Genomic DNA, 26,740 nt, shown 5'->3' on the forward strand with positions numbered 1-26,740 from the left:
AGATCGCGGTAGATCGGCGGATCCGGGAGCCGGGGCGGCGGGGCGGGTACGGCCGCCTCCAGGGGCGGCGGCACGAAGACGTGGCGTTGACGCCCGGTCGTCGAATACGTGGGGGTCGTCATACCCGGGCAACGCGGGAGCGACCGGACAGGTCACCGATGGCCGGAATAGGGAGTGCGTTCGCCGCTGTCTCCCGTACGGCGGAGGGGCGGGCGAGGGGCGGGCGAGGGTGGCGGACCCTGCCACCCCCGTACCGGCGTGTGCTCAGGCGGCGTGGCGCCGCATCCCCGGAACCCTCATCGGGCGCGAGCCCTGGCCGCCGACGTGCGAGAACGGCTGGGTGCGCCAGTCGAGCCCCTGAGGGAGCGTCAGCAGCAGGGCGGTGTGCTGCTCCTGGGGTGTGACGGACTCGTCCGCCGGCCGGGCCTCGGAGGCCCGGCGCCCGGTGCCGGCGCAGACCGTGAGCCCGAACGGGTTCCACGGCGAGGCGCACAGCGCGTGCTCCGGCAGAACGTCCTCGTCCGCCAGCAGGGCGATGGGCTGCGCGCAGTCCGGGCAGATCACCCGGTACATCTCGAAGGTGTCGTACGCGTCGGGTTCGTCGTCCGGGGTGTCGGACTCGATGTACTCCGGCTCGGGCATGACGACCGGCTGCTGCCGCTTGGACGTGGTACGACCAAGGCGCTTAAGACTCTGCATGGGTTCTCCCCCTCGGGCTGGGCCGTGAAGGCACTGCGGCCTCGACCACAGCAAGCACTTCCCGCCGCTCCTCGGGCGTAATCACGAGAACATCACGGAGACGGTCTGAAGGCTGTGGCGTTCGTCACATGCCGCTCGCAGGTGCCCCGTGCGGCGCTTCCACGGGCCCCGTTCAGGTATCCGAGGCGATCAAGCGCACTGTAGGTTCTTGCGCCATGGAGGAGCTGGACCGACAGATCGTGCAGCTGCTCGTCAAGGACGGGCGGATGAGCTACACAGACCTGGGCAAGGCCACGGGCCTGTCCACTTCGGCCGTGCACCAGCGGGTGCGCAGGCTGGAACAGCGTGGCGTCATCCGCGGCTATGCCGCGGTCGTCGACCCGGGGGCCGTAGGCCTGCCCATCACCGCGTTCATCTCGGTCAAACCCTTCGACCCCAGCGCCCCCGACGACATCGCGGACCGCCTCGCCGGCGTTCCCGAGATCGAGGCCTGCCACAGTGTCGCCGGGGACGAGAACTACATCCTCAAGGTGCGGGTGTCCACGCCGCATGAACTGGAGGAACTCCTCGCCCGCGTACGCTCCCTGGCCGGCGTCTCGACCCGGACGACGGTCGTCCTCTCCACGCCGTACGAGGCACGGCCGCCGCGCGTCTGAACCGGCCGGGCGGCGTCGCCCCGCCGGGCCGTCCGCTGCGTGGTGGCGCGGTGCGGCTGCCGGTCCCAGGGTGCGAGCGGTGCTCTCGCGGGAGGTCAGCGCTCTCGGACGTGAGCAGTGATCTCGTGTGTCGGGTGTCCTGGCGCGCGGGGCGGCTGCTCTCATCGGTGAGCGGTGCTCTTGTCAGCGACCGGTGCTCTCAGCCGCGGCCGGCGCTCACGCTCGGATTCCATGCTCTCACCCGTGGTCAGTGCTCTCACTCGTGGCCGGTGCTCTCATTCGTGAACAGCGCTCCCCTTCACGGCCGGTGCTCACGTCCGGTGGCCGGTGCTCTCGCCCCGACCAGTGCTCCTCGGCGCGGTCAGCGCTCTCCCATGGCCCGGGTGCGGGCCTCGTGAACAGGACCTGCGTGTGGGCGGGACCGTCCGGCAGGCGAGACTGTGGGGCATGAGTGAACGCACCGTCCCGCCGCACACCGTTCTGCTTCGCCGCGGAGAGGTCCACAGCCCCGCCGACCCCTTCGCGACCGCGATGGTCGTCGAGCGCGGTCAGGTCGCCTGGGTCGGCTCGGAAGGCGCCGCCGACGCCTTCGTGGACGGTGTCGACCAGGTCGTCGACCTCGACGGAGCTCTGGTCACCCCGGCGTTCACGGACGCGCACGTCCACACCACGGCCACCGGGCTCGCCCTCACCGGACTCGACCTGTCCGGCGCCCTCTCACTGGAGGCGGCGCTGACGCGCGTACGGGAGTTCGCCGCCGCCCGCCCGGGTGACCGGGTGCTGCTCGGGCACGGCTGGGACGCTGCCCGCTGGCCCGGCGGCCGGCCGCCGGCCCGGGCGGAGCTCGACGAGGCCACCGGCGGCCGGCCCCTCTACCTCAGCCGGATCGACGTCCACTCCGCGGTCGTCACCACGGCGCTGCTCGACCTCGTCGGGGGTGCGGTCACCCGTGAGGACCGCCCGCTCACCGGGGACGCCCACCACGCGGTGCGCGCCGCCGCCCTGGCCGCCGTCACGCCGGCTCAGCGCACCGAGGCCCAGCTCGCCGCCCTCGCTCACGCCGCGTCGCGCGGCATCGGCACGGTCCATGAGTGCGGCGGCCCGGAGATCTCCTCCGAGGACGACTTCACCGGCCTGCTGCGGCTCGCCGCCGAGGGGAACGGCCCGCGCGTCGTCGGCTACTGGGCCGAGCAGGACGTCAGCAAGGCCCGGGAACTGGGCGCGATCGGTGCCGCGGGTGACCTGTTCGCCGACGGCGCCCTCGGCTCGCACACCGCCTGTCTGCACGAGCCGTACGCCGACGCCCGCCACACCGGCACCGCCCACCTCGACGCCGCCGCGGTCGCCGCTCATGCCGTCGCCTGCACCGAGGCGGGTCTCCAGGCGGGCTTCCACGCCATCGGTGACGCCGCCGTGAGCACCGTCGTCGACGGGATGCGCGCAGCGGCCGAGAAGGTCGGCCTCGCCCGTTTCCGCGCCGCGCGGCACCGCGTCGAGCATGCCGAGATGCTGACCCCCGGCGCCGTCGCCGTTTTCGCCGAGCTGGGCCTGACCGCTTCCGTGCAGCCCGCCTTCGACGCCCTGTGGGGCGGCGAGGAGGGTATGTACGCGCGTCGCCTGGGTGCTGACCGTGCCCGCTCCCTGAACCCGTTCGCGGCCCTGTTGCGAGCCGGGGTCCCGCTCGCCTTCGGCTCCGACAGTCCGGTCACCCCGCTCGACCCCTGGGGCACGGTCCGCGCCGCGGCGTTCCACCGCACTCCCGAGCACCGCGTCTCCGTCCGGGCGGCCTTCACCGCGCACACGCGCGGCGGCTGGCGGGCCGTCGGACGCGACGACGCGGGCGTCCTGGTGCCCGGCGCACCAGCCGACTACGCGGTCTGGCACACGGGCGAACTCGTCGTCCAGGCGCCCGACGACCGGGTGGCGCGCTGGTCCACCGATCCCCGCTCCGGCACACCTGGCCTGCCCGACCTCACTCCCGGCCGTGACCTGCCCGTCTGTCTGCGCACCGTGGTCGGCGGACGTACCGTCTTCGTACGGCCGGGCGAGTGATCTACGACCGGGACGCGATGACGATCATGCACCGCGCCCCTGTCGCGCGACCTGCGCATCCTCGCCGCTGACCAGGCATTTGAACCTCGTTACGCAGGTCGAACGACTGTTGACAGGCGGCGGCAGGGGGCCGGTAGGTTCGGCCGGGTCCACCACCGGACGCCCGCCCGGACAGCTTCCGGCCACTCGTGTCAGCGCCGCTGGGTCAGGGACGGTGTGCCGCACCGGGGCACCGTCACTGGGAGCCAGGCTCAGTGTCGGCGCGGTACCGAGGGAAGGTTCCAGCCGGTCGGGGAGGTGTGACCCCGGGTGGGGCCCGGGTGCTCAGTAGACAACGGCTTCAGGTCGATCCGCAGCCGGCGGATCCCGGGCCGGCCCGAAGGGCACCGGGCCCCCATCCGCCGCATCACCCTGCCGAGCCGGCGGGGCCCCGTCCCTTCCGGGCGCGGGCCGAGGGGGGGGGCCGAAGCGTCTACTGCTACCCGATCTTCGGTATACGACACCACCATACGAATGTCCGGTCACGTCTGCGGGGGCCCCGACGACTATGGTGGGACCCTGCGCACAGGACATGAAGGGGCAGCAGTGAATGACGGCGACGGGACCCTCGCGTCGGGATCCCAGGGGCGGAACTTCGGCCCGCTCGGTACGGCCCTGGTGATCATCCCGACCTACAACGAGGCCGAGAACATCAAGGCGATCGTCGGCCGGGTCCGCCAGGCCGTCCCCGACGCGCACGTGCTCGTGGCCGACGACAACAGCCCCGACGGCACCGGCAAGCTCGCCGACGAGCTGGCCGCCGAGGACGATCACGTCCAGGTGCTGCACCGCAAGGGCAAGGAAGGCCTGGGCGCGGCCTATCTCGCGGGCTTCCACTGGGGCATCGAGCACGGCTACGGCGTACTCGTCGAGATGGACGCCGACGGCTCCCACCAGCCGGAGGAACTGCCCCGTCTGCTCACCGCCCTCAAGGGCGCCGACCTGGTCCTCGGTTCGCGCTGGGTGCCGGGCGGCCGGGTGGTGAACTGGCCGAGGTCCCGCGAGTTCATCTCGCGCGGGGGCAGCCTCTACTCGCGCGTGGCGCTCGATCTGCCGTTGCGTGACATCACCGGCGGGTTCCGCGCCTTCCGCTCCGAGACCCTGAAGGGGCTGGGCCTCCAGGACGTGGCCTCCCAGGGCTACTGCTTCCAGGTGGACCTGGCCCGCCGCGCGGTCAAGGCCGGGTATCACGTCGTGGAGGTGCCCATCACCTTCGTCGAGCGTGAACTCGGTGACTCCAAGATGAGCCGCGACATTCTCGTCGAGGCGCTGTGGCGGGTCACCGCGTGGGGTGTGGGGGAGCGCGTGGGCAAGGTCCTGGGGCGGGGCGACACCCGCCGGCCCGAGCCGGGTGCCCTGCCGTCCGAGCCGGCCGACGGGCAGTCCCGAGCGAGCGACGGTCAGCCCCGGCCAGGCGCCGAACGGTCCGGGCCGGAGGCGGGGAACACCGAGCCGGAGGCGGGGAACACCGAGCCGGTCGCCGGGCAGCCGCGTACGGGGGCCGGCGGACCCGGCCCGGACGTGAAGCAGTCCGAGGCGTAAGGGCGGGCCGGCCGGGAGCGCTCCTGCCCCGCGCACCCCGCTTATCCCGCACTGAGCCGTGCCCAGGCACACTGGGGGTATGACGACTGGTGCTCGGACCCCTCACCCCGCCCGGCCCCGGCGCTCCCGGCTGCGCGGGGTCCTGCCGCTGGCCCTCGCCGCCTGGCTCGTGCTGGAGATCTGGCTGCTCACCCTGGTCGCGGGGGCGTCGAACGGCCTGGTGGTCCTCCTGGTCCTGGTGGCCGGTATGGTCCTCGGCTCGATCGTCATCAAACGGGCCGGCCGGCGGGCGTTCAAGAACCTCACCGAGACACTGCAACAGCAGCAGAGCGGCGCCGGGGAGACCGAGCCCCGGCCGAACAGCGAGGGCAACGGGCTGATGATGCTGGGGGGCCTGCTGCTGATCCTCCCCGGTCTCGTCTCGGACGCGCTGGGACTGCTCCTGCTGGTGCCGCCGGTCCAGAAGGGCGTGAGCCGCTACGCCGAGCGCACCTTCGAGCGCAAACTCCGGGAGGCGACGCACGGTTCCCTGGGGGACGCCTTCCAGCAGGCACGAATGCACCGCCCCGACGGCAGGGTCGTCCAGGGTGAGGTCGTCCGGGACGACGAGCCCGGAAGTGCGCCGGGGGACACCCCGCAGGGCCCGCCCCCGCCGCTGACGCGCTGAGGTCTACGGGCCCGGCCGGGACACCTGACGAGACAGGACTGGGGACACCGAACAAGTTCGGTGTCCCCAGTCCTGTCTCGTAAAGCGTTCATGCGCAGGTGCTTCCGCTCCGGCTCTCCGCCGGGATCAAGCCGACTTTCGGCTGTCCCGGGGGTGAACCGCGATGTTCATCGCACCGGAGCGCAGAACGGCGAGACGCTCCTCGAGGACCTCTTCGAGTTCCTCTCGGGTGCGCCGCTCCATCAGCATGTCCCAATGCGTACGCGCGGGCTTGGCCTTCTTCTCCTCCGGGCCGTCGCCGTCCACAAGGAGTGCCTGGGCACCGCAGACCTTGCACTCCCACTCCGGCGGGATCTCCGCCTCGACCGAGAAGGGCATCTCGAAGCGGTGCCCCTTCTCGCATGCGTACTCCACGGCCTGGCGCGGGGCCAGGTCGATGCCGCGGTCCGTCTCGTAGCTGGTCACCACGAGGCGCGTGCCGCGAAGAGCTCGCTCACTCATGAATCGTGCCTCCCGGGCTTGTCGCCCACAGGACAGGTGTGTCGCTGTCGTCGTCATCCGGTCAACGTCCGGTCGGCGGTAAAGATTCCCGTTCCGGGCTCTGCGTCGCCGTCGTAGCCGCAGCCTTGTCAACCATTGCAGTACCCACCGACGCCCGGTTTGTCACATCTGCTCCCAGATGTGACACAGCGTTTCGGCATCTTTGACGCGCAGTAACGGTACGCCTGGCAGGCCAAACGCGTACACTACAGCTCTTTCGCGCCGAGTGCTAAATCCGCTCGGGAACCGGGTTCCCCGCGTCGGCGATCGCACGCCGCACCGGCACCCGCGCGAGCAGCGCGAATCCCAGAACGAAGAAGCCCACCAGCGAAATGATCGCGTCCCGGTAGCTGCCGGTGAGCTGGTAGGTGAGGCCGAACAGCAGCGGTCCGAGCCAGCTCATCCCGCGGTCGCTGACCTCGTAGGCCGAGAAGTACTCGGCCTCCTTGCCGGGCGGCACCAGGTGGGAGAAGAGCGAGCGGGACAGCGCCTGGCTGCCGCCGAGGACCAGGCCGATCCCCGAGGCGAGCACGAAGAACCACACAGGGGCACCGGCCGGCAGGAAGTACCCGGCGGCCAGGGTCAGGGTCCAGGCGACCAGGGAACCGAGGATCGTGCGCTTCGCCCCGTACCGCCGGGCCATACGGCCGAGCGCCAGCGCGCCCGCCACCGCCAGCACCTGGACCAGCAGCACGGCCACGATGAGGGTCGACTGTCCGAGCCCGAGTTCCTTCGAGCCGTACACCGAGGCCTGGGAGATCACCGTCTGGATGCCGTCGTTGTACACGAGGTACGCCAGTAGGAAGGCGAGCGTCAGCGGATGCCGGCGCATGTCGCGGATGGTCGCCGCGAGCTGCCTGAAGCCCGACAGGGCCGCCTGTCCCGGCTCCCGCGCGGGAGCCCGGCGGTCGCGCAGCCGGCGCAGCGGCACCAGCGCGAAGGCGCCCCACCACAGGCCGGCCGACGCGAGACAGACGCGCACCGCCATGCCCTCGGAGAGTCCGAACCGGTCATGGCCGGTGTAGAGGACGAGGTTCAGGACGAGAACCAGGGCCCCGGCCGCGTAACCGAAGGCCCACCCGCGCGAGGAGACCGCGTCGCGCTCCTCGGGCGGGGCGATCTGCGGCAGGTAGGAGTTGTAGAGCATCATCGCCACGGACTGCGCCGCGTTCGCGACGATCAGCAGCAGACCGCCGAGCAGATAGCGCTCGCCGTCCAGGAAGAACATGCCTGTCGTCGCGGCGGCCCCGGTGTACGCGGCCGCCGCGAGCAGTGGCTTCTTGCGTCCCGTGCGGTCGGCGACGGCGCCCACCAGGGGCATCACCAGCACGGCCACGATCACCGAGAGGGAGATGCTGTACGCGAAGAAGGATCCCGCCCGCACGGGTATGCCCAGCGGGTGGACGAACCCGTCCGCGTCCGCCGCCGCCTCCGCGACCGAGGTCAGGTAGGGGCCGAGGAAGACGGTGACCACACTCGTGGAGTACACGGAGCAGGCCCAGTCGTAGAAGTACCAGCCGCGCTGCTCACGCCGCCGGCCGTCGGCCTCGTCCTCCGCCGGTGACCGCACGGTGTCGGTGTCCACCCGTGCCCTCGCTTCCCCGTGAACGCGCGGAGGCGACGGGGCGCGGGGGCCTCAGACCCAGATGCCGCGATCCTCCATGACCTTGCGCAGTGTGCCGATGTGATCGGTCATGATGCCATCGACTCCGAGGTCCAGGAGCCGGTGCATCCGCTCGGGCTCGTTGACGGTCCACACGTGCACCTGCAGCCCGTGCGCGTGGGCGGCCCGCACGAAGCGGTGGTCCACCAGCCGGACGCCCGACTGCTCCTCGGGAACCTGCGCGGCGACGGCCGGCCGGCGCACCGCGGCGGGCAGCCCCCAGGACCGCAGTCGCAGATTCAGCACACCCCGGGTGCCGTACGAGGTGGCCAGCCGGGGACCGGCCAGCCGCTGCGCGCGCACCACCCGGGACTCGGAGAACGAGCCGAGGCAGATCCGCTCCCAGGAGTCGGTGCGCCCGATCAGGTCCAGCAGCGGCAGCAGGGCCGGTTCGGCCTTCACGTCGATGTTCCAGCGCACCTCGGGGAAGGTCTCCAGGAGTTCCTCGAACAGGGGCACCGGTTCCGCTCCCGCCACCCGCGCGTGCTCCACCTCGCGCCAGGGCAGGTCGGCGATCCGGCCCGCGCCGTCCGTCACCCGGTCGAGGGTGGCGTCGTGGAAGGCGACGAGCCGGCCGTCGCGCGTGGCGTGGACGTCGGTCTCGATGTACCGGTATCCCGCGTCGACGGCACACCGGAACTGCCGCACGGTGTTCTCCATGCCGTCCGCCGCCCCGCCCCGGTGGGCGAAGGCGATCGGGCCGGGGTGGTCGAGGTAGGGGTGGCGTATCCGAGGCTTCACGGACGCAGTATGGCGCGGCGCGGCCGGCCCGCGGCGACGACCTTGCCGCCGTCGGATGCCGGGGGGACGGCGAAGAGCCGCAGGAACACCTGGGCCAGCGGGCCGATCGTCACCGCGTACAGCAGGGTGCCGACGCCGACGGTGCCGCCGAGGACGAAGCCGGTGACCACGACCGTGATCTCGACGGCGGTACGGACCAGGCGGACCGACACCCCCGTGTGCCGGTGCAGTCCCGTCATCAGCCCGTCGCGCGGCCCCGGACCGAAGCGCGCCGCGATGTACAGGCCGGTCGCCGCCCCGTTCAGCACGATTCCCGCCGCCATCAGCGGCACACGGACGGCCATGGCGTGCGCGTCCGGGACCACGGCCAGTGCCGCGTCCATCGCCGCGCCGATCACCAGCACGTTGGAGACCGTGCCGAGGCCGGGCCGCTGCCGCAGCGGGATCCACAGCAGCAGCACCGCCGCGCCCACGATGGTCAGCACCACGCCCATCGACAGCCCGGTCCGCTCGGACAGGCCCTGGTGCAGCACGTTCCACGGCTCCAGACCGAGTCCCGACCGCACCAGCAGTGCCGAGCTCGCCCCGTACAACGCCAGTCCGGCGTACAGCTGGAACAGCCGGCGTGTGAGATGTCCGTGCCGGGACGAGACCCTGGCCACCATGTGCCCCCCGTAGTGGAAGTGGACCGACGCATGACACCCTGTGGTGTGACTGGTCACGTCATCCATGGCCAATCCGGGGAAGGTGGACTGATTCTCATGGCGCAGTGGACCTCGGCGGTGGGGGCGGCGCAACTCGCCCGGCTGCTCACCTCGCAGCAGGACCGTCCGGCCGGGCCCGGGACCCGTCGTCCGCCCGCCTACCGCGCGCTCGCCGACGGTATCCGCCTGCTGGTGCTGGAGGGGCGCGTACCGGTCGCGGCGCGGCTGCCCGCGGAGCGGGAGCTGGCGCTGGCCCTGTCCGTCAGCCGCACCACCGTCGCCGCCGCCTACGAGGCGCTGCGCGCCGAGGGCTTCCTGGAGTCGCGGCGCGGTGCGGGCAGCTGGACCGCCGTCCCGGCCGGCAACCCGGTCCCCGCGCGGGGTCTGGAACCGCTGCCGCCCGAAGCCCTCGGCTCGATGATCGACCTCGGCTGTGCCGCGCTCCCCGCGCCGGAACCGTGGCTCACCCGGGCTGTCCAGGGCGCCCTGGCGGAGCTGCCGCCGTACGCTCACACACACGGCGACTATCCCGCCGGGCTGCCCGCCCTGCGGTCGATGATCGCGGACCGTTACACCGAGCGGGGCATTCCCACGATGCCCGAGCAGATCATGGTGACGACCGGCGCGATGGGCGCCATCGACGCCATCTGTCACCTCTTCGGCGGACGCGGTGAACGCATCGCCGTCGAGTCGCCGTCCTACGCCAACATCCTCCAGCTGATGCGGGAGGCCGGTGCCCGTCTCGTCCCGGTGGCCATGGCCGAGGGCCTGACCGGCTGGGACATGGACCGCTGGCGGCAGGTGCTGCGCGAGGCCGCGCCCCGGATCGCGTATGTCGTCGCCGACTTCCACAACCCGACCGGCGCCCTCGCCGACGAGGACCAGCGGCGCCGGCTGGTGGACGCGGCGCGCTCGGCGGGGACGGTGCTGGTCGCCGACGAGACGATGAACGAGCTGTGGCTCGACGCGGACGTGGAGATGCCCCGCGCGGTGTGCGCGTTCGACCCCGCCGGGTCCACGGTGATCACGGTCGGGTCGGCGAGCAAGGCCTTCTGGGCCGGCATGCGTATCGGCTGGGTCCGCGCCGCCCCCGATGTGATCCGCAGCCTCGTCGCCGCACGCGCCTACGCGGACATGGGCACACCCGTACTGGAACAGCTCGCCGTGAACTGGCTGTTCGGGACGGACGGCTGGGGGCGGGCGGTGGAGATACGGCGCGCCCAGGCCCGGCAGAACCGGGACGAACTGGTGGGCGCGGTACGACGCGAGCTGCCCGACTGGGAGTTCGAGGTGCCGCGGGGCGGGCTCACGCTGTGGGTGCGCACCGGCGGTCTCTCCGGTTCCAGGCTCGCGGAGGCGGGGGAACGGGTCGGTGTACGGGTGCCGTCCGGGCCGCGCTTCGGTGTCGACGGGGCGTTCGAGGGCTATGTGCGGCTGCCGTTCACGGTGGGCGGCGCCGTGGCGGAGGAGGCGGCGGTGCGCCTGGCCGCGGCGGCCCGCATCGTCGAGTCCGGCGGTACGGCCGGCACGGACGCCCCGCGCACGTTCGTGGCGTAGGACGCGAACGAGACGGCCGGATCCCCGGGACCAGCGTCGGGGGACACGCCCCCGCCGGGCGGGGCGGTCCCGAGAGGTCGCGACGGCCACGCCTGTCCCGCTCGCGGCAGTCGGCTCCGGGCTCCGCGTGTCCCGCCGGGTAGCCGGGAGGCCGGGACGGCGCCGCCCGATGCCGGAAGCCGCGGCGGAGGCCCGCGGTGTCCGCGCACGGCCCGGCGGGGCGGTCCGGTCCCGCACTCAGGAGGAGTCCGCGACCGCCGCTTCGGCGGGCACGGCCGCCCCGGGGGCCCCGGGCACGGCCCGCGCGGCGACCGCCTCGCCGCCCGGCATCTGCGCGGGCGCACCGGCCTCCTCGCTGACGACGCCGCCGGGTGTCCGCTCCGCAGTGATCTTGTCCAGACGTACCAGAACGGGCTTCGAGCGGGCCGGAGTGAGCCGCTCCGACTCCTCGTCAGCCGGTGTCGTCCGCGGCGGCAGCAGATCCAGCACCGCCTGCCGCTCGGCGTCGCTGGTCGCGTCGTCGTACGGATCCGGAGTCGCCGGCACCTGGAGACGGTGCACCGGCCCCGCACCCAGGCGGGCGTAGCCGCGCCCCGGTGGGACCTGGTCGACCGGTGTGGTGTGCGGTGGCGCCCCCAGGACGGCCGCCAGCTGCTCCGCCGTCGCGGGGCCGAGGACCACGCGCGCGCGGGTGTGCTGCCGTACCGGCCCGGCGAGGGCGTCGAGGCAGTCGAGCTGCTCGGCGACGACCACGGTGACGTTCGCCGGGCGGCCGTGCCGCAGCGGAACCTGGAGCAGGGACTGCGGATCCGCGCGGCCGTCCGCGGCGGCCAGATGGGTGAAGGCGCTCGGCCGGTCGAGCAGCAGCCACAGCGGACGCCGGGTGTCCCCGGGCGGCGGATCACCCGCCTGGTGGGCACGGTTGGCTGCGACCAGGCGGCGCTCCGTCTCCTGCGCGGCCCACTCCAGGCTGGTCAGCGCGCCCGTCAGCCCGCATTCGACGGCGAGCACGCCGTCCCGGCCGGTGAGACAGGCGTACTCACCGGTTCCACCGCCGTCGACGATCACCACGTCACCGTGGTGGAGCGCCTGCAGCGCGATGGAGCGCAGCAGGGTCGAGGTGCCGCTGCCCGGCTGGCCGGCGGCGAGCAGATGAGGCTCGGTGGAGCGCAGGCCGGTGCGCCACACGACCGGGGGAACGTCGCGCTGCTCCGTGCCGTGGGTCAGCGGCAGGGTCCGCTGCACCCGGATGGGATCGGTGAAGCCGAGGACCGTCTCGCCGGGGGCCGTGACGAAGGGCTGCGCGGCGATGTCCGTGGGCAGGGGGGCGAGGACGCGCACCGTGAGCTGGTTGCCCTCCTCGTCCCAGACGAAGTGGTACTCGCGGCCGCGGCCCGATTTGGCGCCCAGCAGATGCTCGATCCGGTCCCGGGACTCCCGCTCGCCGTCGGTGAAGTAGGCGGGGTAGGCGATCACCAGATGCGTGAGGCGGCCGGCGGCGTCGAACTCGTACTCGGAGAAGGCCCTGCCCCAGTCGCCGCCGTGGGCGTAGAGCGGCTCGGGGTCGTCGGCGGTGGAGAAGTACGGCACCAGGGCTTCGTAGAGGCACTTCAGACGCTGGGCCTGCGAGGTGTCCGGTCCGTCGGGCACGGACGAAGTCCGCTCCCGGCCGTGCCAGGCCGCAGCCGCCATCAGGGTGATGACGGCGAGCAGCGGACCGTACGGGGCGAGTGCCACGACCAGCACGACCGAAGCCGTCAGGAAGATCAGCGCGCCCCGTCTGTCCTTGGGGGTGTCGGCCCACCTGCGCCGTCCGGCCGAGGCCAGCCGGCGCAGACCGCGCGTGATGGTGATCAGCGGGTGGAGGACATCCGTGGCGCTGTCGGCCGCCGTCCTGGCCAGCTCCCGGCTCCGGGCGAGCTGCGCGCCACCGTTGCTCAGGATGCGGGGGAGAGGGCGCCGGGCCACTGCTGTCTCCAGAGGGTGCGTACGGGCGGGTGGGGTGGGGACGGGGCGGGTCAGAACTTGAACCCGCCCAGGAGGCCGGCCAGGCTCTCACCGCCCGCCTTGATGCTGGGTGCGATGGCCGTGCTGGCCAGATAGAAGCCGAACAGCATCGCCACCAGGGCGTGTGACGCCTTCAGTCCGTCCTTGCGGAAGAAGATGAAGACGACGACGCCGAGCAGCACCACGCATGAGATCGAGACGATCATGTGAGTTCTCCTGGTTCGCGGGGGACAGTCACCATGAGTACTTCCAGGATCACAGAATGTATCTATACGATAAAAGGTGCAACTGGGCTGATTCTTCCTGATGACACCCCGGGCGGGGCCGCCGTGATCATTACCTCGGGCGCGTCGGGTCATGTGCCGCGCGAGCCAGTACGCTGGCGATTCACCCGTACGGCTCTGCACCGCTCGCAGACGTACGTCCTGTCCCCGACGCGTGAAGTGCAGTGAGAGGCGGTCCGGCGATGACTGAAGCCCCCGACCCCGAGGTCGTGGAGCTGGCGACCAAGATCTTCGACCTGGCCCGGCGCGGCCGCACCGAGGAGCTCGTGGCCTACGTCGACGCGGGCGTCCCGGCCGAGCTCACCAACGACCGGGGCGACTCGCTCGTGATGCTCGCCGCCTACCACGGCCACGCCGACGCGGTGCGCGCGCTGCTGGAGCGCGGCGCCGACGCCGACCGCGTCAACGACCGGGGCCAGACACCACTCGCGGGGGCGGTCTTCAAGGGGGAGACCGGCGTGGCCGAGGTCCTGCTGGAGGGCGGCGCCGACCCGTCCGCCGGCACCCCCTCGGCCGTCGACACGGCCCGGATGTTCGGCCGGACAGAAGTACTCCAGCTGTTCGGCGAGCACTAGGTGACCTGCTCCGACCAGCGACGACACGGAAAACGGGGGAGGCGGTACAGGGCCGCCGAAATTTCGGTCGCGGTAGATGTGACCGCCGGGTCATCATGACGACGTGATTCACGGACGCGATGGCTGGGCAGGTGTTGCCGCACCGCGCGGGCCGTGATGCGGCCCGCATGGGCCACCGACGAGAGGCAGAGAGAGATGGTCTACAGCAAGCAGGAAACGGCGGGCGCCCCGACGTGTCGTCACGCGGCCAGGTAATGCAGGTCCCCGGTTGCGTCGACGCTTGATGTGAGGCTGTTTCCCATGTTCGATCCGGTCATAGCGCCCAGCGGTACGCTGCTCGGCCTGCTCCAGCGGGGCCGCGGCGACGGCACACTGCACGCGCTCACCGCCCCGCGATCCGAAGCGCTCGCGGCGCTGAACCACTGTGTGCTGCGCGACCCGCGCCACGACTGGCAGGTGGAGAACCGCTCCCTCTACTACGCCCGCCTCTACCTCGATCTGCACGGCGAACTCGACGAGGTCGAGGCCCACCTCTTCGGTTCCGGGGACGTCCTCGACACCGACGAGTCACGCACCGGCCTGACCCTCGCCGTCCTCGGCCACCTCGCCTCCTACGGCAGGCGGGACGCCCTCCAGCTGTTGCGCCGGTACGCGGCCCACGGCACCAACTGGGCCTGGGCCCTGGACGAACTCGCGCTCCGGGACGACGACGCGGGCCTGCGGGCCCTGGCCGCGCCGGTCCTGGCACGGTTCACCACCGACGCCGAGGGCGAGGCCGAGCTGGCCGCCACCGTCCGCGACGCCTTCGAGCCACGCCCCTGGCGGCTCTGGGCCGACGACCCCCGGCAGTCCATCGCCACGCGCGTGCGCCGCGCCCAGGAGACCGGCTGCTTCGACCGCTGGCAGCGGCAGATGCGCCCCACCGGACCGCGCCCCGGCTGGAGCGTGCGAGCGGTGTTCGAATGGGCTCAGCAAGGTATCGAGCGCGGCGCCGCGCTCCATGTCCCGGCCGCCCGCTGTCTGTCCGCCGTGGCGGGCCCCGAGGACCGGCCCGAGATCCTCCGGGCCGCCGAGGACGGCACCGAGGGGGCCCGGTGCACCGCCCTGCGCCACCTCGCCGACAGCGACGATCCCGACGCCCTCGCGCTGATCGAGCGCGCCGTGGCCACGGGCTCCGCGCCCGTCGTGGAGGCAGCCGTCGACGCCTTCGAACGCATGCGCAGTCTCGCCGCCGTGGACCGGGCGCGCGGCTGGGTCCACCGGCCCGACCCGCTCGGCGCCGCCGCCGGCCGGGTCCTCGCCTGCCGGGGCGGCCTCCAGGACCGCGACCTGGTCCTCGCCGCGCTCCGGGAGGCCGTACGGGGCGAGGGCCCCGACGCTCCCACCCTGTGGACCCTCGTGGACGGCGCCGGACGGCTCGGCATCGCGGCCGGGGCCCCCGTACTGCGCCATGTCTACCGCGAGACCGCCTCCTCCCACCTGCGGGGCAGGACCGCCCGTGCCCTCGCCGCGACCGACCCCTCCTTCGCCACCGGCTTCGCCGTCGAATGCCTCTGGGACTGCGAGGAGACCACCCGCGAGATCGCCGCCCGGCACGCCGAGACCGGCGACACCCGGGTCGTCGACCGTCTGCGGCGGCTCGCCGCCGACCCCGCCGAGGAGGCCGAGGTCCAGACCGCCGTACGCGGCCGGATCGGCCCCGAGGAGACCACGGTGTGAGCGCCGGCGCCCACGCGGCGTGACCGGCGGACGACACGCGGCCCGGACGCGGGCGGACGCCGCCCGGCCCCGCGGTGAGGAAGGCGACACTCCTCCCGGCGTGCTCCAGCGTGCTCCCGCGCGGCAGGAGGCACGCGACGCCGCCGTCGCCGCACAACCCGGGGCCGACGGACAGGACGCCCGGTGCCCCGCCGGCTCTCCCGGGATCCGCACCGCGCACACCGACGCGCGTGATGTGCGCCACCGAACGCGCCGCACGCCGGTCCGTACGCGGCGGGCCTGCCACGCGTACGGGCCGCAGACGCCGCCGTCCGCCGGACGGCGTCCCCGGGATCTCAGCGACGTGCGACAAGGAAGCGGACCGGTGTGCCGGGCGCGGCCTGGGCGGCGGCAGGGAGATCGGCGCGGCGCACGCACGCGATCACGGGGTAGCCCCCGGTGGTCGGATGGTCGGCCAGGAACACCACCGGCGTGCCGTCGGGCGGTACCTGCACCGCTCCCAGCACCACGCCCTCGCTCGGGAGTTCCGCCCGCCTCGCCCGTTCCAGGGCCGGCCCGGTCGCGCGCAGCCCGATGCGGTTGCTCGCCGGTGACACGCGATAGGTGCGCGACGTGAAGAGCCGTACCGCCTCCGGGGTGAACCAGTCGTCGCGCGGGCCCAGGGCGACGCGCAGCAGGAGTTCGGCCGGGGGAGCCGGCTGCGGGGCGGCGTCCACGGGCGCGTGCGCCCGGCCCGGAGGCCCGAGAGGGAGGACGGCACCGTCCGTGAGGGGGGCCGGGCCGAGGCCGGAGAGCAGGTCCGTGGCACGGCTGCCGAGCACCGGTTCGACCGTGAGGCCACCGGACACGGCGACATAGGCGCGCACCCCGGACACGGCCGGCCCGACGTCCAGGACGGACCCGGCGCGCACCCGTACGGGAGCACCCCAGGCGACCGGGCCGCCGTCCACGGTCACCGCGCAGGGAGCCCCTGTGACCGCGATCGTGACCGTCGAACGAGGACTTACGGAACAGCCGTTGAGGGTCGTCTCCAGGACGGCAGCTTCCGGCGTGTTGCCCACCAGCCGGTTGGCGAGGGCCGCCGCCGGCCCGTCCAGCACCCCGGAACGGGGTACGCCCAGGTGGGCGTGGCCGGGACGGCCGCGGTCCTGCACCGTCGTCAGGGCACCCGCCCGTACGACGGCGAGCGCACGGTCCGTCATACCGCGGGCTCCGCCGCCGTCGCCGTCGCTGTCTCCGTCACTGCCGGCGCCACGGGTACGAAGCGCACGCGGGTGCCGGGGGAGAGCAGGGCCGCCGGCACCCGCGCGTGATCCCACAGCACCAGGTCGGTCGTGCCGATCAGCTGCCAGCCGCCCGGCGAGGAGCGCGGATACACCCCGGTGTAAGGACCCGCGAGCGCCACCGAGCCGGCCGGGACAGCCGTGCGGGGAGTCGGCCGACGCGGTACGTCGTAGCGTGCCGGCAGCCCGGTGAGGTAGCCGAAGCCGGGCGCGAATCCGCAGAAGGCGACACGGAATGCGGTCTCCGCGTGGACACGGGACACCTCCCGCACGGGAACACCCCAGTGCGCGGCGACATCGGCCAGATCCGGCCCGTCGTAGCGCACCGGTATCTCGACCGTCCGCGCCGCGGGCGGGGGCACCGGCGGCAGCGCCAGGGAGGTCAGTCCGGCGGCCACCCCGGCGGGCTCGGCCAAGCCGTCGAGCAGCACCGTTCGGGCCGCGGGGACGATCTCGCCGACGGACAGCGAGCCCTCCGCGCGGCGCCGCAGCAGTTCCGCGTGGAGCGCCTGGGCCTCCTCGCCGGAGGAGACCTCGACGAGCAGGGCGTCCTCGCCGACGGGCAGCACCCTCATACGAACGCCTCCACCCGGACCCCGGAGGTCTCCAGCGCGGTACGCACCCGGCGCGCCAGCTCCACCGCGCCGGGTGTGTCGCCGTGCAGGCACAGGGAACGCGCCCGCACCCCGATACGCCGTCCCGAATACGCGCCGACCTCCGCGTGGCGGGCCAGATCCAGCGAGCGTGCCACGACGGACTCCGCACCGGTGAGTACGGCGCCCTCCTGACCGCGGGGCACCAGGGTGCCGTCGTCCGTGTACGCCCGGTCGGCGAACGCCTCCGGCACCGCCGGCAGGCCCGCCTTCCCGGCCAGCTCCAGCAGACGGGATCCGGGCAGGCCGAGGACCGGCAGCCCGGCGTTCGCGAGGACCACACCGTCCACGACCGCGCGGGCCTGTTCCTCGTCGTCCACCACCCGGTTGTAGAGCGCCCCGTGCGGTTTGACGTAGGCCACGCGGGAGCCCGCCGCGCGCGCGAACACCTCCAGGGCGCCGATCTGGTAGGCGACCTCGGCCGTCAGCTCGTCGGGCGGCACGTCCATCGCCCGCCGCCCGAACCCCGCCAGGTCCCGGTAGGCGACCTGGGCGCCGATCCGCACCCCGCGCTCGGCCGCGAGCTCGCACACCCGGCGCATGGTGACCGCGTCCCCGGCGTGGAAGCCGCAGGCCACATTGGCGCTGGTGACGACGGACAACAGCCCCTCGTCGTCGGTGAGCCGCCAGCGGCCGAAGCCCTCGCCGAGGTCGGCGTTCAGATCGATGGACGTCATGGGTTCTTCGCTTCTCCTGTTCGTGCCTCGCGAATCCGTCACAACACGCGGAACTGTTCGTCCCGGGCGTCGCTGAGGAACATCTGTCCCGGTGCGTGTGTGAGGGCGAACGGCGGACGGGAGGCCATGACCGCGGCCTGCGGGGTCACCCCGCAGGCCCAGAACACCGGGATGTCGTCCGGCTCGAAGTCCACCGGGTCGCCGAAATCGGGCCGGCCGAGGTCGTCGATGCCCAGCCCGGACGGGTCGCCGCAGTGCACGGGACCGCCGTGCACCGCGGGCAGCAGGCTGCTCTCCCGGATCGCCGCGGACAGCCGGCCGGGCGGCACCGGCCGCATGGACACCACCATCGGTCCCCGCAGCCGCCCCGCCGGACGGCACCGCCAACTCGTCACATACATGGGAACGTTGCGGCCCTGCTCAAGGTGCCGGACCGGGACCCCCGCGGCCGTCAGCGCCGATTCGAAGGTGAAGCTGCAGCCGATCAGGAAGGACACCAGATCACCGCGCCAGTACGCCCGCACGTCTGTCGGCTCGTCCACCAACTGCCCGTGCCTTCGGTGGAGGATTCGCGCTCATGGGCACCTCGCAGAGGGGGACGGAGGGTGCTGGAAGGGATGAGCCGTGCCGTGCAGAGCAAGGTAGAGGATCGTTGAACAATCCTTCAATACCCGTGTTGTCTCGTTCTTCCGCGTGCGATTGAATTCCGGGCATGACGGAGCAGTTGAGCGGACTGGCCGACGACCGGGCCCTGTTGGGTCGTACCAGCACCGCCGAGCGGGTCGCGGACATCCTCAGGAGCCGGATCGCCGAGGGGTACTTCCCGCCCGGCACCCGGCTGTCGGAGGACAGCATCAAAGGCGCGCTAGGGGTCTCCCGCAACACGCTGCGCGAGGCGTTCCGGCTGCTCACGCACGAACGCCTGCTCGTCCACGAGATGAACCGGGGCGTGTTCGTCCGGGTGCTGACCGTTGAGGACGTGGAGGACATCTACCGCACCCGCCGGCTCGTGGAAGGTGCCGTCGTGCGCGGCCTGGGGGACCCGCCGTACGCGCTGGGCGCGCTCGCCCGGGCGGTCGAACAGGGGCGCCGGGCGGCGCGCGAGGGTGACTGGAACGCCGTCGGTACGGCCAACATCCACTTCCACCGGGAACTGGTGGCACTCGCCGCCAGCGAGCGCACGGACGAGCTGATGCGCAGCGTCTTCGCCGAACTGCGCCTGGCGTTCCATGTGGTGGACGAGCCCAGGAAGCTGCACGAACCGTACATCACGCGAAATGTCACGATCCTGGAGAGCCTCCAGGCCGGTGACCGGGAGAAGGCCGAGCAGCTGCTCGGGACCTACCTCGACGTCTCGCTCGAACGGGTGGTGGAGGTGTACCGGCGCCGGGTGGGGGAGGACGGGCAGGGCGGCTGAGCCCCGTCCCCGCCCGGGCGCCCGGCGGCGGTGCGACAACCGTGACGCCGGGGCCCATCTGCCTCGTTTGGGTTGTTGTCAGACCGAGGACCTAGTCTGTGCACCGTGACTTCGCCTGCATCGACGGACAGCGTTCCGCCCCAGCTCAGCGCGGGGCCGCGGCCCGCGCCGGGTCCGGCCGCCGACGAGGGTCTGGCGCGGCGGCTGCGCGCGCTCGCGTGCACCGCGCCCCTGCACGACCTGGACACGCGCAAGGCCAACCTGGCCGGTGAGTACTCGGTGTACCAGATGGCCGAAATCGCCCTCGCCGCCATCGACCTGGTCACGCTGAACATGGACTTCGACACGGGTGCCGATCACGACCAGATAGTGGCCAGGCTCATCCCGCGCATCGCCGCCCAGGCCCCGCGCCGACCGGCCGCCGAGCACGAACGGGTGGCCCGCTGGGTCCTGGAGAACCTGATCAACGTCGGCAGCGTCGACCGCGGCTTCCGCGCGGTGTACGGCGTCTTCGGGGCGGACGGCACTTATGTGCGCCGCGACTACGACTTCAAACTGATCGAGGAGGTCCCCGGCCCCGGCGGCACGGTGTACCTGCGGACCACCGACGAAGCCGTCAACGTGCTGGTCGGCGCCCTGGACACCGACGTCACCAGCGCGCAGATCGCCGCCGAGGTCAAGCTCGAGGTGCTCATCAGCCGTGGCCGGCTCGCCGACGCCCAGCTCGCCGCGGAGCAGGCCCGCTACCGGACCGTGCAGTACTCCGAGACGCTGCGCCGGGCACTGGACGCCACCCGCCGCAACGTCCGCGCGGTGGACTGGCTCAGCACCGTACCCGACATGATCACCGAGGCCCTCGACCACGTGGCGGACCGCTACCGCCACGAGAACGCGATCCTCACCAACATCCGCAAGGCCCGCGACGAGTCCGAGGACCTGGAGCACAAGCGCCGGGCCGCCGAGCTGGTGGACATCGTCAAGGACTGCATCCGGCGCCACACGCAGTTGCAGTCCCGGCTGCTGGAGGCCGGCCCGCTGTTCCGCGCCGAACAGGACCGGCAGGCCTTCTCCGCCCCCGCCCGGACCTCCGGCACCGACCTCTACGGCCACCTCCTGGCCCCCCTGCTCCCGCTGCCCGTGGAGCGGGCGTCCCGGGTCACCGACGCCTTCTTCACCCACGGCACCGGACTGCGCACCCCGGTGTCGGTCCGGATGGCCGATCTCGTGGAGATCCTGCTGACGCCACCCGTGGAGCGGGAGCACCTCGGCGCCGAGATGCCGGAACCGGACCTGATCGCCACCCCCGACGACAGCCGCTTCAGCGAGGAACAGCTGACCGCCGCCACGTCGCTGCTGGACCTGCCGGCCGACGCGCCGCGCCGGCTCTCCGGCCTGCTCGCCGACGCCCGCCGCCGGGACCCGGAACTTCCCTACCTCGTCGCCCTGCTGGCCGTCCACGCCGCCAGCCCGCCCTTCGGCACCGCCTACCGCCAGGGCGAACGGAAGCTGCTGTTCGCGGTGGACGACGGCACCGAACTCGACGACCCCGAGTTCGGCGGCGCCGACCTCATCGTCGGCACAGCCCTGCTGGACGCGGCGGGCATGGCCGCGGACCGGACGGAGGCGGCATGACCGAGGCTGCAGCCCGTACCGAGTTTTCCCCGAGCGAGGAGTCCCGACCGTGACCGAGCAGCACGCCGAGTGGAGTGAGCCGGAGGCCGCGGCCGCACCGGTGAGCACCGCCGTCACACCCGCCGACGCCGCCGACGCCGCGCGGCTCGTCGCCTTCGGACTCCAGCCCAGGCTCCAGCCCGCCCGCGACCAGGAGTACGCCGACCTGCTGCGCCGCTACCGTGAGGACCCGCCGTTCGCGCGGCTCACCGACGCGGTGGCCACCGGCCTCGGACTGATCGTGCTGGAGGTGTCCCCGCGTGCCGGCATGGCCGTCACCGCCGCCGAGGACTCCGTCTTCGCCGTCCGCATGGGCGACTACGCGCGCCGCACCTCCGCCGACGGCGGCGACCGGTTCCTCCACGGACTGGCCCATCTCGCCGTCGCCGCCATGGCCTTCCCCCGCCCCGAGGACCTCGCCGACGACGGTTACATCGGCCGCGTCACGGTCAACGGCGTCGACGCCTTCGTCCGCCAGGCCTGCCACCGGCTGGAGGAGCGGGCCGCCGAGCAGGGGGAGAACACCGACCCGGCCAGCGACGCCCCCGGACTGGAGGCCGCCTGGCGGATCTGGGCCAGACGCAGCGCCGCCGGGGCCACCAAGGACGCGCGCAGGCTCGCGGGCTCCACCACCGGCATCGTCGCCAAGGCCGTCACCTTCCTCACCGAGTCCGGCTTCCTCCAGCGCACCGGCGACGACAGCGGAGGCACCTACCGCACCACGGCCCGCTACCAGCTCCAGGTCCGTGACATGGCGGGCAGCGCCGCCCTGGCCGAACTGCTGGAGCTGGGCATCGTCCCGGTCACCGACGGCACCCCCACCCTGTTGCCGCCGGAGGACGCCGACGACCTGGAACTGGTCGCCGACGCCGGCCTGCCGTTCCACTCCGCCTGAGCCCCCCACTTCACGAAGCCTCACGAGAGTCCGCCATGTACGAGCTGTCCCGGGTCCGCCTCTACTCCATCGGGCCGGCCGGCGCGCGCTACGCCGACACCGTGCTCGACCTGCGCGGCGTCGGCGGCGCGGTGCCGGACCCCGCACCGGCGCAGGCGGAGTTCTTCCAGGAGGAACCCGTCGGCCCGCCGCGCCGTCCCGCCCCCGCCGGAGTGCTCTTCCTGGAGAACGGCGGCGGCAAGTCGGTCCTGCTGAAGCTGATCTTCTCCGTGATGCTCCCGGGGCACCGCAACACCCTCGGCGGCGCCAGCTCCGGTGTGCTGCGCAAGTTCCTGCTCGCCGACGACTGCGGCCATGTGGCGCTGGAGTGGCAGCATGTGCAGACCGGAGAGTGCGTGGTCGTGGGCAAGGTCAGCGAGTGGCGGGGCCGCCAGGTCTCCAGCGACCCGCGGAAGTTCGCCGAGGCCTGGTACTCCCTGCGCCCCGGACCGGGACTGGGCCTGGACAACCTCCCCGTGGCCGAGTCGACGGCCGTCCGACGGTCCGCCGAGGGGCAGTCGGGCGCGCGGGGACGGCGCCGCACCATGAAGGGTTTCCGGGACGCCCTCACGGAGGCGGGCAGGACCTACCCGCACCTCGAGGTGCACTGGGAGGAGACCCACGAGCGCTGGACCGAACACCTCGGCGACCTGGGCCTCGACCCCGAACTCTTCCGCTACCAGCGGGAGATGAACGCCGACGAGGGCGAGGCCGCCGGCCTCTTCGCGGTCAAGAAGGACTCGGACTTCACCGACCTGCTGCTGCGTGCCGTCACCGACACCCGCGACACCGACGGACTCGCCGACCTGGTCGGCGGTTTCGGCAACAAGCTGGGCCGCCGCGCCGAACTGATCGCCGAACGGGACTTCACCGCCGGCTCCGCCGATCTGCTGGGCCGGATCGTCGAGGCCGCCGGGGCCCGCGCCCGCGCGCGGGAGATCCACACCGCCGCCGAGCGCCGCACCCGCACCCTCGCCCGCCGTCTCTCCGCACGCGGCGCACAGGAACGCGTCCGCGCCGCCGACCTGGCGGGACGGGTCACCGCCGCCGCGAACGCCGTCACCCACGCCGAGTCGGCGCGCGAGCACAGCGCGCTGATCTCCGCCGAACTCGCCTACCGGCACGCCTCCCTGGCGCTCGCCGCCGCGGAGAAGTCCGCCGCCGCCCAGAAGCGCGAACTCGCCGACGCGCGGACCCTCTACTCCTCCTGGCAGGCCGCCGAGGCCGTGCTGCGCCACCGCGCGGCAGCCGACCGGACGGCGAGGGTGTCCGCCGCGATCCAGGAGGCCGAGCGCGACGCGGCCCCCGCGCTCGCCGCCCGCGCCGCCGCCGCCGTCGACCTGGTGCGCGCCCTGCACGCCGCCGCGCAGAACGCCGAGAACCTCGCCAACGAGGAGGAGGAGCGCTCCGCCGCGCTCCAGGAGACCGGCGACGCCGCCCACCGCGACTCCACCGCCGCCGCCACCGAGGCACAGCGGGCCCGCAGCGAGATCGGACACCTGCGGCAGCGGCTCACCGAGGTCGAGCAGGAGACCGCCGAAGCCGTGCGCGCCGGCTGGCTCGACGACAGCGCCCCCGACGCCGACCCCGCGCGGGCCGCCCTCGCGGCCAGCGACGCCGAGAAGACGGCGGTCGCCGCCTGGGACTCCGCCCGCGAGACAGCCCGCAGGACCACGGAGGCCGCACGAGAGGCGGCCGCCGCCGAGAGCCGCGCGGAACTCACCGCGGCCCGCGCGGCGGACGCGGCCGCGGCGGCCGAGCGCGCCCACGAGGGCGAGCGCCGTACCGCCGAGGCCCTCGCGGCCGAGCAGCGGCTCGCCGAACTGCTCAGCCTGCCGGGAGCTCCCGCCGGACAGCGGACCGGGGTTCCGGGGCAGCGCGCGGACACCGACCGCGCCACGGCTGATTCCGCCCCCGGGCCTTCGCCCGCCGACGGCGCCCTGACCGCCGCTGAACTCGACCGCTTCGGCGACGAACTGCGCGAACTGCTCGACGAGGCCGTCACCTCCGCCGAACGGCAGCTGTTCGACCTGCGGACCGCCGCCGCGGACGATGCCCGGATCCTCGGCGCCCTCGGCGACGGCGGACTGCTCCCCCCGGGCCCGGATGTACTGGCCACGGTCGAGTTCCTCGGTGAGCACGGCATCCCGGCCCTGCCCGGGTGGCGCTACCTCGCCCAGGCAGTCGACCCGGCCGACCACGCGCGTGTGCTGGCCGCCCGCCCCGAACTGGTCGACGGCGTCATCATCACCGACCCCGACTCGCACCTGCGCGCCCGCGACGCGCTGAGCGAGGCCGCCCTGCTGCCCCGGTCCGCCGTCGCCGTCGGGACCGCCGGGGCCCTGCTCGCCCCCACACCGGCCCCCGGCACGGACACCGGTGACGTCTTCCTCGTCCCGCCGAACCCGGCCATGCACGACGAGCACGCCGCCGACGAGGAACGGCAGACGCTGCGCGCCCGGGCGACCGAGCGGGACGAGGAGATCCGCGCCCTCGCCGCCCGGCTCGCCAAGGACCGGGAACTCGCCGCCCGGCTCGCCTCCTGGCGCACCGGCTGCCCCGCCGGGCGGCTCACGGAGATGGCCGGCACGGCGCACCAGGCACGGGCGTTCGCCGAGGAGACGGAGGCCGAACTGGCCGAGGCGCGCACCCTGCGGACAGAGGCCGAGGAAGCCGCCGCCGAGGCCACCCGGGTCCGTGACGATCGGCAGGAGGCCGCGCAGCGGGCACGGCGCGCGGCCGACGCCCTGGCGGGACTCGCCTTCCGGCTGCGTGAACGGGCCGGCTGGCAGGTCAGACTGCGTGAGCTGGCCGACGACGCGACCGAGGCGGAGGCCCACGCCCGCACCTGTCTGGAACGGGCGCGCGCCGCCGACGAGGACCGCCGCGGCGCCCAGCGCGCCGCCGACGACGCCCGGCGCACCGCCCGGGCGCTGCGCGCCGAGCGCGCCGAGATCGCGGGCGCCCCCGACGACGTACCCGAGGACGGCACCCCGGCACCCCAGGCGTCCCTGCCGGCCCTGCGCGAGGCCTACCGGGCCGCGTCCCAGCTGTACGAACAGGTGGGCGTCGGCGCCGACCTGCGCGCCGAACAGGCCCGCGCGGAGAGCGACGAGAGCGCCGCCCGCGCGGATCTGGACCGGCTCAGCAACAAGGTCCGTACCCGCGCGGAGCAGCTGCTCCAGTCGCCCGACGGTTCCGACGGGCCCAGCCGGCAGGCCGCCGCGGCCCGCGCCGAGGAGCTGGTGCAGCTCCTGGAGACCAGGATGTCCGCAGCGAGCGAGCAGCTCGGGCGGCTGCGGGGCGAGGCGGAGCGGCTCGCGGCCCAGGACGGCGGGGCGCACACCGGGCTGCCCGACGAGCTCATCCCGCGCGACGCCGGGCACGCACAGGCGCTGCTGCGCACCGCTGCCACCGAGCTCGCCTCCCGCAGCGAGGCCTCGCAGCGGGCCCGGGACGCCCACGTCGAACTCCTCGGCACGCACCGGACCGCCGAGGACGCGGCCGGTGGCTTCGAAGAGATCGCCGCCATGCTCCGCGACCTGCTGCGCGAGAACACGTCCGAGGAGGAGCAGGAGCAGCCCGAGCCCTACCCGGGGGGACTGGACGAGGCCCGGCAGTCCGCCGCCGAGGCCCGCCGCTCCCTGCGGGGCTGCGCCGCCGATCTGTCCGCCGCGGAATCCACCGTGCGCGAGGCGAGCGACGTCCTCGTCCGGCACGCCAACTCCACGCGGTACGAGCAGGTCCGCACCCCCGCGCGCCAGCAGATCCGGGAGCTGCCCGCCTCCGCGCTGCCGGAGCACGCGCAGAAGTGGGCCGACGCCTTCGCCCCCCGGCTCCGGGTGCTCACCGACGAGCTGGAGCAACTGGAGCGCAACCGCGACTCGATCGTGGACCGGCTGCGGGGGCTGGTCGAGTCCGCCCTCGCCACCCTCCGGTCGGCCCAGCGGCTGTCCCGGCTGCCGGAAGGCCTGGGCGAGTGGTCCGGGCAGGAGTTCCTGCGCATCCGCTTCGAGGAACCCGACCAGGCCACCCTCACCGAGCGCCTCGGGGAGGTCATCGACGAGGCGACCCGGGCGGCCGTCAAGAAGAACTCCGACCTGCGGCGCGACGGCATGTCCCTGCTGCTGCGAGGGGTCGCCGCCGCTCTCCGGCCGAAGGGTGTCGCCGTCGAGATCCTCAAGCCGGACGCGGTCCTGCGGGCCGAGCGGGTGCCCGTCGGGCAGATGGGCGACGTGTTCTCCGGCGGGCAGCTGCTCACCGCCGCCATCGCCCTGTACTGCACGATGGCCGCCCTGCGCTCCAACGACCGCGGCCGGGACAAGCAGCGGCACGCGGGCACGCTGTTCCTGGACAACCCCATCGGCCGCGCCAACGCCACCTATCTGCTGGAGCTCCAGCGGGCGGTCGCCGACGCGCTCGGCGTCCAGCTGCTGTACACCACCGGCCTCTTCGACACGACGGCACTCGCCGAGTTCCCGCTGGTCATCCGGCTGCGCAATGACGCCGACCTGCGGGCCGGCCTGAAGTACATCAGCGTCGAGGAGCACCTGCGGCCGGGACTGCCCCAGCAGGACCCGGCCGAGGAGGCTCACAGCGAGATCACCGCGACCCGTATGTTCAAGCGGCCCGCCGCGGCGAACGGCTGATCAGGCGTCGT

Annotated in this window: 21 protein-coding genes and 1 pseudogene; 11 read left to right on the top strand and 11 right to left on the bottom strand. The window is 73.5% G+C overall.

The window, feature by feature from the left end; translation table 11 throughout:
- Window positions 1-264 precede the first annotated feature (264 nt).
- Entirely contained in the window at window positions 265-699 is a 435-nt protein-coding gene (locus HTV45_RS14500) for a hypothetical protein (RefSeq protein ID WP_215206146.1), read from the bottom strand.
- Window positions 700-914: 215 nt separating this feature from the next.
- On the opposite strand from HTV45_RS14500, the gene HTV45_RS14505 reads away from it, so the two are divergent.
- From HTV45_RS14505 to fxsA, 4 genes are all read left to right on the top strand, one after another.
- Window positions 915-1,355, top strand: a complete 441-nt coding sequence (locus HTV45_RS14505) for an Lrp/AsnC family transcriptional regulator (protein WP_215206147.1) — start codon at window positions 915-917, stop codon at window positions 1,353-1,355.
- Window positions 1,356-1,802: 447 nt separating this feature from the next.
- Complete coding sequence (locus tag HTV45_RS14510) at window positions 1,803-3,407, top strand: amidohydrolase (protein ID WP_215206148.1); 1,605 nt, start codon at window positions 1,803-1,805, stop codon at window positions 3,405-3,407.
- Window positions 3,408-3,992: 585 nt separating this feature from the next.
- Entirely contained in the window at window positions 3,993-4,988 is a 996-nt protein-coding gene (locus HTV45_RS14515) for a polyprenol monophosphomannose synthase (protein ID WP_308309586.1), read from the top strand.
- 79 nt (window positions 4,989-5,067) lie between these two features.
- Window positions 5,068-5,655, top strand: coding sequence for an FxsA family membrane protein (gene fxsA, locus HTV45_RS14520; protein WP_215206149.1), 588 nt, complete (start codon window positions 5,068-5,070; stop codon window positions 5,653-5,655).
- Between the two features lie 126 nt (window positions 5,656-5,781).
- Here the strand turns inward: fxsA and HTV45_RS14525 are convergent, their stop codons facing one another.
- From HTV45_RS14525 to HTV45_RS14540, 4 genes are all read right to left on the bottom strand, one after another.
- Complete coding sequence (locus HTV45_RS14525) at window positions 5,782-6,156, bottom strand: RNA polymerase-binding protein RbpA (protein WP_003977404.1); 375 nt, start codon at window positions 6,154-6,156, stop codon at window positions 5,782-5,784.
- Between the two features lie 268 nt (window positions 6,157-6,424).
- Window positions 6,425-7,780, bottom strand: coding sequence for an MFS transporter (locus HTV45_RS14530; protein WP_215206150.1), 1,356 nt, complete (start codon window positions 7,778-7,780; stop codon window positions 6,425-6,427).
- 51 nt (window positions 7,781-7,831) lie between these two features.
- A complete protein-coding gene (locus tag HTV45_RS14535) occupies window positions 7,832-8,599 on the bottom strand; it encodes a glycerophosphodiester phosphodiesterase (protein ID WP_215206151.1) in 768 nt (255 codons plus the stop codon).
- Complete coding sequence (locus HTV45_RS14540) at window positions 8,596-9,264, bottom strand: YitT family protein (protein ID WP_215206152.1); 669 nt, start codon at window positions 9,262-9,264, stop codon at window positions 8,596-8,598. The genes HTV45_RS14535 and HTV45_RS14540 overlap by 4 nt, the downstream gene beginning before the upstream one ends.
- Window positions 9,265-9,360: 96 nt before the next feature.
- Between HTV45_RS14540 and HTV45_RS14545 the strand changes: the two genes are divergently transcribed.
- Window positions 9,361-10,860, top strand: a complete 1,500-nt coding sequence (locus tag HTV45_RS14545; RefSeq protein ID WP_215206153.1) for a PLP-dependent aminotransferase family protein — start codon at window positions 9,361-9,363, stop codon at window positions 10,858-10,860.
- Window positions 10,861-11,097: 237 nt separating this feature from the next.
- Here the strand turns inward: HTV45_RS14545 and HTV45_RS14550 are convergent, their stop codons facing one another.
- Together HTV45_RS14550 and HTV45_RS14555 are read right to left on the bottom strand one after the other, a co-directional pair.
- Window positions 11,098-12,828, bottom strand: a complete 1,731-nt coding sequence (locus HTV45_RS14550) for a type IV secretory system conjugative DNA transfer family protein (RefSeq protein ID WP_215206154.1) — start codon at window positions 12,826-12,828, stop codon at window positions 11,098-11,100.
- Between the two features lie 50 nt (window positions 12,829-12,878).
- A complete protein-coding gene (locus HTV45_RS14555; protein WP_030221445.1) occupies window positions 12,879-13,073 on the bottom strand; it encodes a hypothetical protein in 195 nt (64 codons plus the stop codon).
- 260 nt (window positions 13,074-13,333) lie between these two features.
- Here HTV45_RS14555 and HTV45_RS14560 point away from each other — a divergent pair, with 260 nt between their 5' ends.
- Both HTV45_RS14560 and HTV45_RS14565 read left to right on the top strand, forming a co-directional pair.
- A complete protein-coding gene (locus HTV45_RS14560; RefSeq protein WP_215206155.1) occupies window positions 13,334-13,726 on the top strand; it encodes an ankyrin repeat domain-containing protein in 393 nt (130 codons plus the stop codon).
- A 300-nt stretch (window positions 13,727-14,026) separates the two neighbouring features.
- Window positions 14,027-15,445, top strand: a complete 1,419-nt coding sequence (locus tag HTV45_RS14565) for a HEAT repeat domain-containing protein (protein WP_215206156.1) — start codon at window positions 14,027-14,029, stop codon at window positions 15,443-15,445.
- Window positions 15,446-15,780: 335 nt separating this feature from the next.
- On the opposite strand, the gene HTV45_RS14570 is transcribed toward HTV45_RS14565, so the two are convergent.
- The 4 genes and pseudogenes from HTV45_RS14570 to HTV45_RS14585 all read right to left on the bottom strand — a co-directional run.
- Window positions 15,781-16,647 carry a biotin-dependent carboxyltransferase family protein gene (locus tag HTV45_RS14570; RefSeq protein WP_215206157.1) on the bottom strand — a complete coding sequence of 289 codons (867 nt, stop codon included), beginning with the start codon at window positions 16,645-16,647 and terminating at the stop codon, window positions 15,781-15,783.
- Entirely contained in the window at window positions 16,644-17,303 is a 660-nt protein-coding gene (locus HTV45_RS14575; RefSeq protein WP_215206158.1) for an allophanate hydrolase subunit 1, read from the bottom strand. Before HTV45_RS14575 ends, HTV45_RS14570 begins: the two co-directional genes overlap by 4 nt.
- Window positions 17,300-18,058 (bottom strand): LamB/YcsF family protein, encoded by a 759-nt coding sequence (locus HTV45_RS14580; protein ID WP_215206159.1) that lies wholly within the window; start codon window positions 18,056-18,058, stop codon window positions 17,300-17,302. Before HTV45_RS14580 ends, HTV45_RS14575 begins: the two co-directional genes overlap by 4 nt.
- 38 nt (window positions 18,059-18,096) lie before the next feature.
- A pseudogene (locus HTV45_RS14585) lies at window positions 18,097-18,609 on the bottom strand (DUF1445 domain-containing protein); the annotation flags it as partial.
- A gap of 161 nt (window positions 18,610-18,770) precedes the next feature.
- On the opposite strand from HTV45_RS14585, the gene HTV45_RS14590 reads away from it, so the two are divergent.
- The 4 genes from HTV45_RS14590 (at window position 18,771) to HTV45_RS14605 (ending at window position 26,729) form a co-directional block, all read left to right on the top strand.
- On the top strand, window positions 18,771-19,475 hold the full coding sequence (locus HTV45_RS14590) for a GntR family transcriptional regulator (RefSeq protein ID WP_215206160.1): 705 nt from the start codon (window positions 18,771-18,773) through the stop codon (window positions 19,473-19,475).
- A gap of 105 nt (window positions 19,476-19,580) precedes the next feature.
- Window positions 19,581-21,107, top strand: coding sequence for a hypothetical protein (locus HTV45_RS14595; protein ID WP_215206161.1), 1,527 nt, complete (start codon window positions 19,581-19,583; stop codon window positions 21,105-21,107).
- Between the two features lie 49 nt (window positions 21,108-21,156).
- Complete coding sequence (locus HTV45_RS14600) at window positions 21,157-22,041, top strand: hypothetical protein (protein WP_215206162.1); 885 nt, start codon at window positions 21,157-21,159, stop codon at window positions 22,039-22,041.
- Between the two features lie 35 nt (window positions 22,042-22,076).
- A complete protein-coding gene (locus tag HTV45_RS14605; RefSeq protein ID WP_215206163.1) occupies window positions 22,077-26,729 on the top strand; it encodes a hypothetical protein in 4,653 nt (1,550 codons plus the stop codon).
- The last annotated feature ends 11 nt before the right edge of the window (window positions 26,730-26,740 follow it).

This window comes from Streptomyces sp. CHD11, assembly GCF_018638295.1.
In the GTDB taxonomy this organism is placed as follows: Bacteria; Actinomycetota; Actinomycetes; order Streptomycetales; family Streptomycetaceae; genus Streptomyces.

Excerpts from the sequence above, each read along its gene's own strand:
- HTV45_RS14500 (WP_215206146.1), bottom strand. The coding sequence starts at position 699 with ATGCAGAGTCTTAAGCGCCTTGGTCGTACCACGTCCAAGCGGCAGCAG.
- HTV45_RS14505 (WP_215206147.1), top strand. The coding sequence starts at position 915 with ATGGAGGAGCTGGACCGACAGATCGTGCAGCTGCTCGTCAAGGACGGG.
- HTV45_RS14510 (WP_215206148.1), top strand. The coding sequence starts at position 1,803 with ATGAGTGAACGCACCGTCCCGCCGCACACCGTTCTGCTTCGCCGCGGA.
- fxsA (WP_215206149.1), top strand. The coding sequence starts at position 5,068 with ATGACGACTGGTGCTCGGACCCCTCACCCCGCCCGGCCCCGGCGCTCC.
- HTV45_RS14525 (WP_003977404.1), bottom strand. The coding sequence starts at position 6,156 with ATGAGTGAGCGAGCTCTTCGCGGCACGCGCCTCGTGGTGACCAGCTAC.
- HTV45_RS14540 (WP_215206152.1), bottom strand. The coding sequence starts at position 9,264 with ATGGTGGCCAGGGTCTCGTCCCGGCACGGACATCTCACACGCCGGCTG.
- HTV45_RS14545 (WP_215206153.1), top strand. The coding sequence starts at position 9,361 with ATGGCGCAGTGGACCTCGGCGGTGGGGGCGGCGCAACTCGCCCGGCTG.
- HTV45_RS14555 (WP_030221445.1), bottom strand. The coding sequence starts at position 13,073 with ATGATCGTCTCGATCTCATGCGTGGTGCTGCTCGGCGTCGTCGTCTTC.
- HTV45_RS14560 (WP_215206155.1), top strand. The coding sequence starts at position 13,334 with ATGACTGAAGCCCCCGACCCCGAGGTCGTGGAGCTGGCGACCAAGATC.
- HTV45_RS14565 (WP_215206156.1), top strand. The coding sequence starts at position 14,027 with ATGTTCGATCCGGTCATAGCGCCCAGCGGTACGCTGCTCGGCCTGCTC.
- HTV45_RS14570 (WP_215206157.1), bottom strand. The coding sequence starts at position 16,647 with ATGACGGACCGTGCGCTCGCCGTCGTACGGGCGGGTGCCCTGACGACG.
- HTV45_RS14575 (WP_215206158.1), bottom strand. The coding sequence starts at position 17,303 with ATGAGGGTGCTGCCCGTCGGCGAGGACGCCCTGCTCGTCGAGGTCTCC.
- HTV45_RS14580 (WP_215206159.1), bottom strand. The coding sequence starts at position 18,058 with ATGACGTCCATCGATCTGAACGCCGACCTCGGCGAGGGCTTCGGCCGC.
- HTV45_RS14590 (WP_215206160.1), top strand. The coding sequence starts at position 18,771 with ATGACGGAGCAGTTGAGCGGACTGGCCGACGACCGGGCCCTGTTGGGT.
- HTV45_RS14605 (WP_215206163.1), top strand. The coding sequence starts at position 22,077 with ATGTACGAGCTGTCCCGGGTCCGCCTCTACTCCATCGGGCCGGCCGGC.